This is a genomic window from Stenotrophomonas sp. S39, from assembly GCF_016624665.1.
Lineage (GTDB): Bacteria > Pseudomonadota > Gammaproteobacteria > Xanthomonadales > Xanthomonadaceae > Stenotrophomonas.
The window spans coordinates 1-6,678 of record NZ_JACVTT010000151.1 but is presented as its reverse complement, the minus strand read 5'-3'; the positions used below and the strand labels follow the sequence as shown (position 1 = coordinate 6,678).

The 6,678-nt window shown below is 66.6% G+C and carries 6 protein-coding genes; 3 read left to right on the top strand and 3 right to left on the bottom strand.

Features of this window, described 5'->3' with window-relative positions; all coding sequences use genetic code 11:
• Positions 1-108 precede the first annotated feature (108 nt).
• Complete coding sequence (locus tag IAE41_RS21485) at positions 109-2,541, bottom strand: TonB-dependent receptor (RefSeq protein WP_200734492.1); 2,433 nt, start codon at positions 2,539-2,541, stop codon at positions 109-111.
• 242 nt (positions 2,542-2,783) lie between these two features.
• Here IAE41_RS21485 and IAE41_RS21480 point away from each other — a divergent pair, with 242 nt between their 5' ends.
• Together IAE41_RS21480 and IAE41_RS21475 are read left to right on the top strand one after the other, a co-directional pair.
• Positions 2,784-3,260, top strand: a complete 477-nt coding sequence (locus IAE41_RS21480; RefSeq protein ID WP_079222925.1) for a DUF3574 domain-containing protein — start codon at positions 2,784-2,786, stop codon at positions 3,258-3,260.
• A gap of 36 nt (positions 3,261-3,296) precedes the next feature.
• The gene (locus tag IAE41_RS21475) at positions 3,297-4,154 is read left to right on the top strand and encodes an SH3 domain-containing protein (RefSeq protein ID WP_200734491.1); all 858 of its coding nucleotides are present in this window, start codon (positions 3,297-3,299) and stop codon (positions 4,152-4,154) included.
• Between the two features lie 9 nt (positions 4,155-4,163).
• Here the strand turns inward: IAE41_RS21475 and IAE41_RS21470 are convergent, their stop codons facing one another.
• Together IAE41_RS21470 and IAE41_RS21465 are read right to left on the bottom strand one after the other, a co-directional pair.
• Positions 4,164-4,475 carry a hypothetical protein gene (locus tag IAE41_RS21470; RefSeq protein WP_200734490.1) on the bottom strand — a complete coding sequence of 104 codons (312 nt, stop codon included), beginning with the start codon at positions 4,473-4,475 and terminating at the stop codon, positions 4,164-4,166.
• A gap of 17 nt (positions 4,476-4,492) precedes the next feature.
• The gene (locus tag IAE41_RS21465) at positions 4,493-4,780 is read right to left on the bottom strand and encodes a hypothetical protein (RefSeq protein WP_200734489.1); all 288 of its coding nucleotides are present in this window, start codon (positions 4,778-4,780) and stop codon (positions 4,493-4,495) included.
• Positions 4,781-4,896: 116 nt separating this feature from the next.
• On the opposite strand from IAE41_RS21465, the gene IAE41_RS21460 reads away from it, so the two are divergent.
• A complete protein-coding gene (locus IAE41_RS21460) occupies positions 4,897-6,615 on the top strand; it encodes a thiamine pyrophosphate-dependent enzyme (RefSeq protein WP_200734488.1) in 1,719 nt (572 codons plus the stop codon).
• Positions 6,616-6,678 lie beyond the last annotated feature (63 nt).

Genomic DNA, 6,678 nt, shown 5'->3' with positions numbered 1-6,678 from the left:
CGCCCCACGGGCCGCCACCCACCACAAAAAATCAAGACCGGTAGGTGCCGACCGTTGGTCGGCACCGAAGGGCAGTGCGGACCAACGGTCCGCACCCACCAGAAGCGGTCAGAACGTGTAACGCACGCGGCCGTAGTAGTACGCGCCGTTGCTGCCGATCGGCGACAGCACGTCATACGGCAGGTTGCCGTAGTAGTAGATATCGTCGTTGGACTTGTCCGGGTAGTTGTCCGTCAGGTTCTGCCCGCCGATGGCCACGCTCCACTGCTTGTTGAAGCGGTATTCCACCTCCGCATCCAGCTGCCACTCGGCCTGGTAGGTCTGGCGCGGAATGTAGCCATCGCCGAAATTGAACACGCGGGTGGCGCTGCCGTAGCGGTTCACGCGGCTGCTCAGCGACCAGTGGTCGTTGCTCCAGGCGGCCGAGAAGCTGGCACGGGTGCGCGGGGTCGCGTCGGTCAGCGTGTTGGTTTCCTCGATGCCGAACAGCACGTAATCCGCGTCCAGCGCCTGCAGCTGGGCCGGGGTGGCCAGCACGTTCTTCAGCGTGGTCTTGGTGTAGGCATAGGTGCCGGTCAGCAGCAGCTGGCCATCGCCCAGTGCCTGGCGCCAGTTGGTCACCAGCTCGGCGCCACGGGTGCGGGTATCGGCGGCGTTGACGAAGAAGCTGGCACTCTGCAGGCCGGTGACGCCGTAGTTGGCGGCCACGAAGTCGGTCAGCGCATCGCCGGTGATGCTTTCCGACAGCGCGATGCGGTCGTCGATGTCGATCTGGAAGAAGTCCAGCGACAGGTCGAAGTGCTCACCGATGCGGCTGGTGAAACCCAGCGAGGTATTGAGCGATTTTTCCGGCTTCAGGTCCTGCGCGCCGAGGCCGCGGGCGATCGGGTTGTTGACCGACAGCAGCCGGCCCTGCACCAGCTGGCCAGCGGCGTTGTAGCCGGTGGACGTGGATTCGTAGCCGATCTGTGCCAGCGACGGCGCGCGGAAGTTGTTGGAGATGGCACCGCGCAGGGCGAAGGCCGGGGTGAATTCGTAGCGCAGGCCGAGCTTGCCGGTCAGTTCGCTGCCGAAATCGTCGCTGTGCTCGTAGCGCGCGGCCAGATCAGTGGAGAAGTGGTCGCCGAACTGGCTGGACAGGCTGGCATAGGCACTGGCCACGTCGCGCGCCAGCGACGCGGCATCCTGCGGGGTCAGGCCACCACCGGCCTGCGAGCCGGTCGGGCGATCGGTGTACGGGCCGGCCGCATAGCTGGACGGGTCACCCGGGCGCGTCTGGTAGCGCTCGTGGCGCACTTCCGCGCCCAGGCCCAGGGTGTGGGTGATGCTGTCGCTCTGCGAGAACACGCGGCTCAGGTCGAGGTTGCCCACAGTCTGCGCGTACTGGTAATCGGCGGTCTTGAAGCGGGTCGGGCTGGTCGGGCCCAGCGAGGCATTGATCGAATCGCGCAGGCGGTAGGTGAAGTCGTTCTGGCCGTAATCCACGCTGCCGTCATAGCTCCACTCGCCCCACTGGCCACGCACGCCGGCCACGGCCTGCACGTCGCGGTTCTCGCCTTCGGAAATCGGGCGATAGCCGTTCGGGTAGACCTCCTTCCAGTTGGCATCGCCGTCGGGGTAGCGGAAGTAGTTCGCGCCTTCGGTGTCGCGCTGGTTGAAGGTGCCGAAGGCATAGAAGGTTGCGGTCTTGCCCACCGGAATCTCGGTGTTCAGCCACAGGTTGATGTCCTTGCTGGCGCCATCGCCGAGCACGTAGTTGCGCTTGCCCTGCAGCGCCAGGTTGGCCTCGGTCTGGTCCCACGGCGGGATCAGGTCGTAGCCGGCGCGGTTGGTGCCGTTGCGCTTCTTGTATTCCAGGCCTACGCGCAGGAAGCCGCCATCCTCGCCCAGCGAGGTGCCGACCTTGGCGCTGATGTTGCCGGCCTGGCCATCGGTGAGGGTGCGGCCGATCGGCTTGAGGTCGGTGTGGTTGGCGCCGTAGCTGGCTTCGATCTCGCCGCCGTCGCCACCGTTGTCCAGGATCACGTTGATCACGCCGGCCACGGCATCGGAGCCGTACAGGGCGCCGGCGCCGTCACGCAGCACTTCGATGCGCTTGATGGCGCTGACCGGGATCGAGTTGAAATCGACCGGCGTGGTGCCCTTGCCGATCTTGCTGTCCGTGTTGACCAGTGCGGTGTGGTGGCGGCGCTTGCCGTTCACCAGCACCAGCACCTGGTCAGGCGACAGGCCGCGCAGCTGCGCGGCGCGCACGTGGTCAGCGCCGCCGGAGTTGGACTGGCGCGGGAAGTTGAACGACGGCAGCAGGGCCTGCAGCGCACTGCCCAGCTCGCCGTTGACCACGCCGGCCTTGCGGATGTCCTCGGCGGTGAGCACGTCCACCGGCGAGGTGGATTCGAGCACGGTGCGGTCGGCGGCGCGGGTGCCGGTGACGATCACCGTGTCCAGGTTGGTGGCCGCATCCTGGGCGGAAGCGAGGGCAGGGGACAGGGCGAGCGCGATGGCGAGGCCAAGCGGCGACGCGGACAGGCGGGGGGACATGCGGACTCCAGCAACAACGACGTGGGGAAGGGGCGGGGGAGAGAACGTTTCACTTACATCCATCCGGATGAAGCGATATATTATCTTGGCGTGAGGAGGGGGTGTGACGCAAGCCCCGCTTTCAATCGCATCAGCTGATGCCCCTGTGGCATGAGTGATTGGTTGCAACCGCAACCGAAACGCAGGTGTACCCTCCGTGCCCCTTCGTCGTGCTTTTCCCCTTCCCCGGAGTGCTGTCCCCCATGAAACACCTTGGCCTGATCTTTGCCGTGCTGCTGGCGACCAGCGGCTGCGCCAGCCTGTCCTCGAAGGCGCCCAGCGCCTATGCCACCACCGCCGAGATGCAGGGCGACGCCGCGCGGCCGTCCAACGGCCAGGGCTGGGTGCGCAGCGAGCTGTACTTCGGCGTGGGTGAGGAGCAGGGCGCCGGCAACCGGCCGCAGGCCGACACCATCAGCGAGGCGCAGTGGCGCGCCTTCCTGGACAAGGAAGTGACCCCGCGCTTCCCCGATGGCCTGACGGTGTTCGATGCCTACGGCCAGTGGCTGTTCCGCGGCGACACCTCGCCCAACCGCCTGCGCACCAAGGTGCTGGTGGTGCTGCATGAAGACAGCCCGCAGCGTCGTGCCGACATCGAAGCGATCCGCCTGGCGTGGAAGCAGCAGACCAAGCACCAGTCGGTGCTGTGGTCGCGGCAGGCAGTTGACGTATCGTTCTGACCTGGAGGCGTCACCGTGGCGCCGCAGGAAACGACGATGAGACACAGGGACACCGTGATCGGCCTGCTGCTGGCGGGCCTGATGATGCCGCTGGCGCATGCCGCAGAAAGCAATGCGCCGCTGCGCTTCGAGGCGGCGCCCGGCGTCCGCGTGCAGGCCGAGGTGACGGAGGGCGGCAGCATTGCCGTGCAGGTGCTGCCCTCTGGCAAGCGGCAGAGTCTGCCGGGGGCCCCCGATGTCGACGGCAATTCCCGCCTGTCCGCCGAGGATGTCGATTTCGATGGGCGCCCGGAGCTGGTTGCGCGGGCGTCGGTCGGCATGGTCAACGAAGCGGTGGCGGTGTATCGGTACGATCCGGCCAGCGGCGGTTTCCGCGCGCTGCAGGCCCGGACCCATGGCCGTGACAACTGTGGCGGCCTGATGGGCCTCACCGTTGATGCCGCCACGCGTACGCTGACCAGCAGCTGCCGCGGCGGGCCGATGTGGTACACCGATCAATACCGCTTCGATGGCAGCACGCTCTATCTGTACCGCTCGGAGGACGTGCTGCGCCTGGGCGAGACACTGAACAACACGCTGCAGCCGGATCGGACCGAGGAAAACGGCCCGCTGGCGGTCTGGCGCACCCATGATGCGTCCGGCCGCGTGCTGGAAAGCGCCATCGCCGATGGCCTGAGTGCACCGGCCGCCAATGCACCGCTGCGCGGCCAGCAGGCCACGGTGCTGACCGCGCGCCTGTTCCTGTTTGATCGCCCGGGTGCTGCAAGCACCAAGCGCTATCTGCTGCAGGGCGACCGGGTCGAGATGCTGGATGAAAAGGACGGCTGGATGAAGCTGCGCTATCGCAACCCGAAGCGCGGCGCGATCGAGGGCTGGGTCAACGTCAACGATTGAAACAGGCGTTCAATCACCGACGCAGCGGATGGTGCTGCGCTGGCGATATGCCTGGTCGAACAGCACCAGCAGACGCAGGGCCACCTCGGCCAGCGGCGAGTCTGCGCCCTGCGGTTCCTCCAGTATGCGGTCGATGATTTCCTGCACCAGTGCCTGTGACTGCCCGGGCGAGATGGAGGGCTGCGCGTAGAACTCGCGCGCGAGACGGCACAGCTGCGGGTAGCGCTGCGCATCGGAACTGAGGATGGCTTCCTCGTGCGGCGCAATCCAGGCACGCTGTTCCGGGTCGCGCCCGTTGTCGAGGTAGAGGTCGAAGGCCACGTCGGTTCCTGTACGGGTCAGCGGGTCTGCCAGGCCACGGCCTGGCCATTGCGGTGGGCGGCGGCAAACACCAGCAGCAGGCGCAGGCCGCCCCTGCGCTGCACGTCGTCACCGGGGACGGTGGCCAGGCACTGCAGCAGTTCGTCCATCGCGGTTGCGAGCGTGGTGCCCTCGAGGCTGCCGCGCGGCTGCGCACGCAGTGTTGCCAGATGCGGATGCAGGGTGGCGTCGAGCCCCTGCAGCCACTGCAGTTCGTGGTAGTTCAGGGTGTCGCGCGATTCAGCGCGGTGCAGGATGAGCTGCATGGGGGCAGGCCGGGGAATCTGCCGTCAATGTATCGGATCAGCCTGCACAATGCCCACAGTGGCATCACTTGGCCGGGTCTAGCCTCGGGTTTCCCCCGAACCCCGGCTGTGCCCCCATGAGCAAGCGCGTTGCAGAAATCGTCATCGACACACTTCAGCAGGCCGGCGTCCGCCGCTGCTACGGCATTGTGGGCGATACCTTGAACCACGTGACCGATGCGATGCATCGCAGCGATATCGAATGGGTGCACGTGCGCCACGAAGAAGTCGCCGCCTTCGCCGCCGGCGCTGATTCGCTGGTGAGCGGGCAGCTGACCGCCTGCGCCGGTTCCTGCGGGCCCGGTGGCCTGCACTTCATCAACGGCATCTTCGAAAGCAACCGCAACCGCGCGCCGATGGTGCTGATCGCCAGCCAGATCGTCACCAGCGAACTGGGCATGGAATTCCCGCAGGAAGTGGATTTCAAGGCGGTCTATGGAAGTTGCACGGTGTTCTGCGAGCAGGTGCACAGCCCCGAGCAGGCGCGACGCGTGGTGGCGCTGGCCTGCCAGGCAGCGATCAGCCGCCGCGGCGTGGCAGTGGTGATCCTGCCGGCGGATATCAGCGAGGCGGAGGTGAAGCACGATGTGCCGTTCTCGGTGCATTACGCCCAGCCCGTACTTCGCCCCTCCGATGCGGAGCTGCAGCGCATCGCCGAGCTGCTGGGGCAGGGCAAGCGCATCGGCATCTACGCCGGCGCCGGTTGCCAGGGCGCGCACGCGCAGTTGCTTGAACTTGCCCGGCGTCTGCAGGCGCCGGTGGCGCACACCTCGCGCGCCAAGGATTTCGTCGAACCGGACAATCCTTACAACATGGGCATGACCGGCATCTTCGGCATCGAATCGGGCTTCCACACGCTGATGGAGTGCGACACGCTGCTGCTGCTGGGCGCTGACTTCGCCTGGGGCCAGTTCTACCCGGACAAGGCGACCATCATCCAGATCGACCGCGATGGCAGCCACCTCGGCCGCCGCCACCCGGTCAACCTGGGCGTGGTCGGCGATATCGCACCGACGCTGGACGCGCTGCTGCCAATGCTGCCGCCGCGCGAGGACAGCACCTTCCTGGACGAGTGCATCACGCACCGGGACAAGGCGCTGCAGAAGCGCGAACAGGAAGAACAGCCCGGCGAAGGCGAACTGATCCACCCGCAGCACCTGACCGCGTTGCTGTCCAAGCACGCCAGCGACGATGCCCTGTTCACCGCCGACGGTGGCTCGCCGATGGTCTGGGTGCTGCGCCATATCCGGGTGAACGGCCGCCGCCGCACGCTGACCAGCCTGCTGCACGGCACGATGGCCAATGCGATGCCGCAGGCGCTCGGCCTGCAGAAGGCCTTCCCCGGCCGGCAGGTGATTTCGCTGTCCGGCGATGGTGGCTTGGCGATGCTGCTGGGTGACCTGCTGACCGCCGTGCAGGAGAACCTGCCGATCAAGGTGGTGGTGTTCAACAACGGCTCGCTGAATTTCGTCGAGCTGGAGCAGAAGGTGGAGGGCCTGCTGGACAACTACACCGACCTGAAGAATCCCGATTTTGGTCGCCTGGCCGAGGTGATCGGTTTCCACGGCCGCACGGTGACCCGCAGCGAGGATCTGGAGGAAGCGGTACTGGATTTCCTGGCCCAGCGCGGACCGGCATTGCTGGATGTGCATACCAGCCGCGCGGAGCTGGTGATGCCGCCGCAGATCGAAGCCAAGCAGGTGGCGGGTACGGCGTTGTATGCGGCCAAGGCGGTGTTGAACGGCCGCTTCGACGATGTGAAGCACCTGCTGGTGGACAACTTCCTGAAAAAGTAGGGGTTGGTCGATGCAGGGCTGCGCCCTGCACCTGCGGTAGTGCCGGCCGCTGGCCGGCAACCT

Bases quoted from the DNA above. Each gene is read 5' to 3' on its own strand.
- IAE41_RS21485 (WP_200734492.1), bottom strand. From the start codon at position 2,541: ATGTCCCCCCGCCTGTCCGCGTCGCCGCTTGGCCTCGCCATCGCGCTC.
- IAE41_RS21480 (WP_079222925.1), top strand. From the start codon at position 2,784: ATGAAACACCTTGGCCTGATCTTTGCCGTGCTGCTGGCGACCAGCGGC.
- IAE41_RS21475 (WP_200734491.1), top strand. From the start codon at position 3,297: ATGAGACACAGGGACACCGTGATCGGCCTGCTGCTGGCGGGCCTGATG.
- IAE41_RS21465 (WP_200734489.1), bottom strand. From the start codon at position 4,780: ATGCAGCTCATCCTGCACCGCGCTGAATCGCGCGACACCCTGAACTAC.
- IAE41_RS21460 (WP_200734488.1), top strand. From the start codon at position 4,897: ATGAGCAAGCGCGTTGCAGAAATCGTCATCGACACACTTCAGCAGGCC.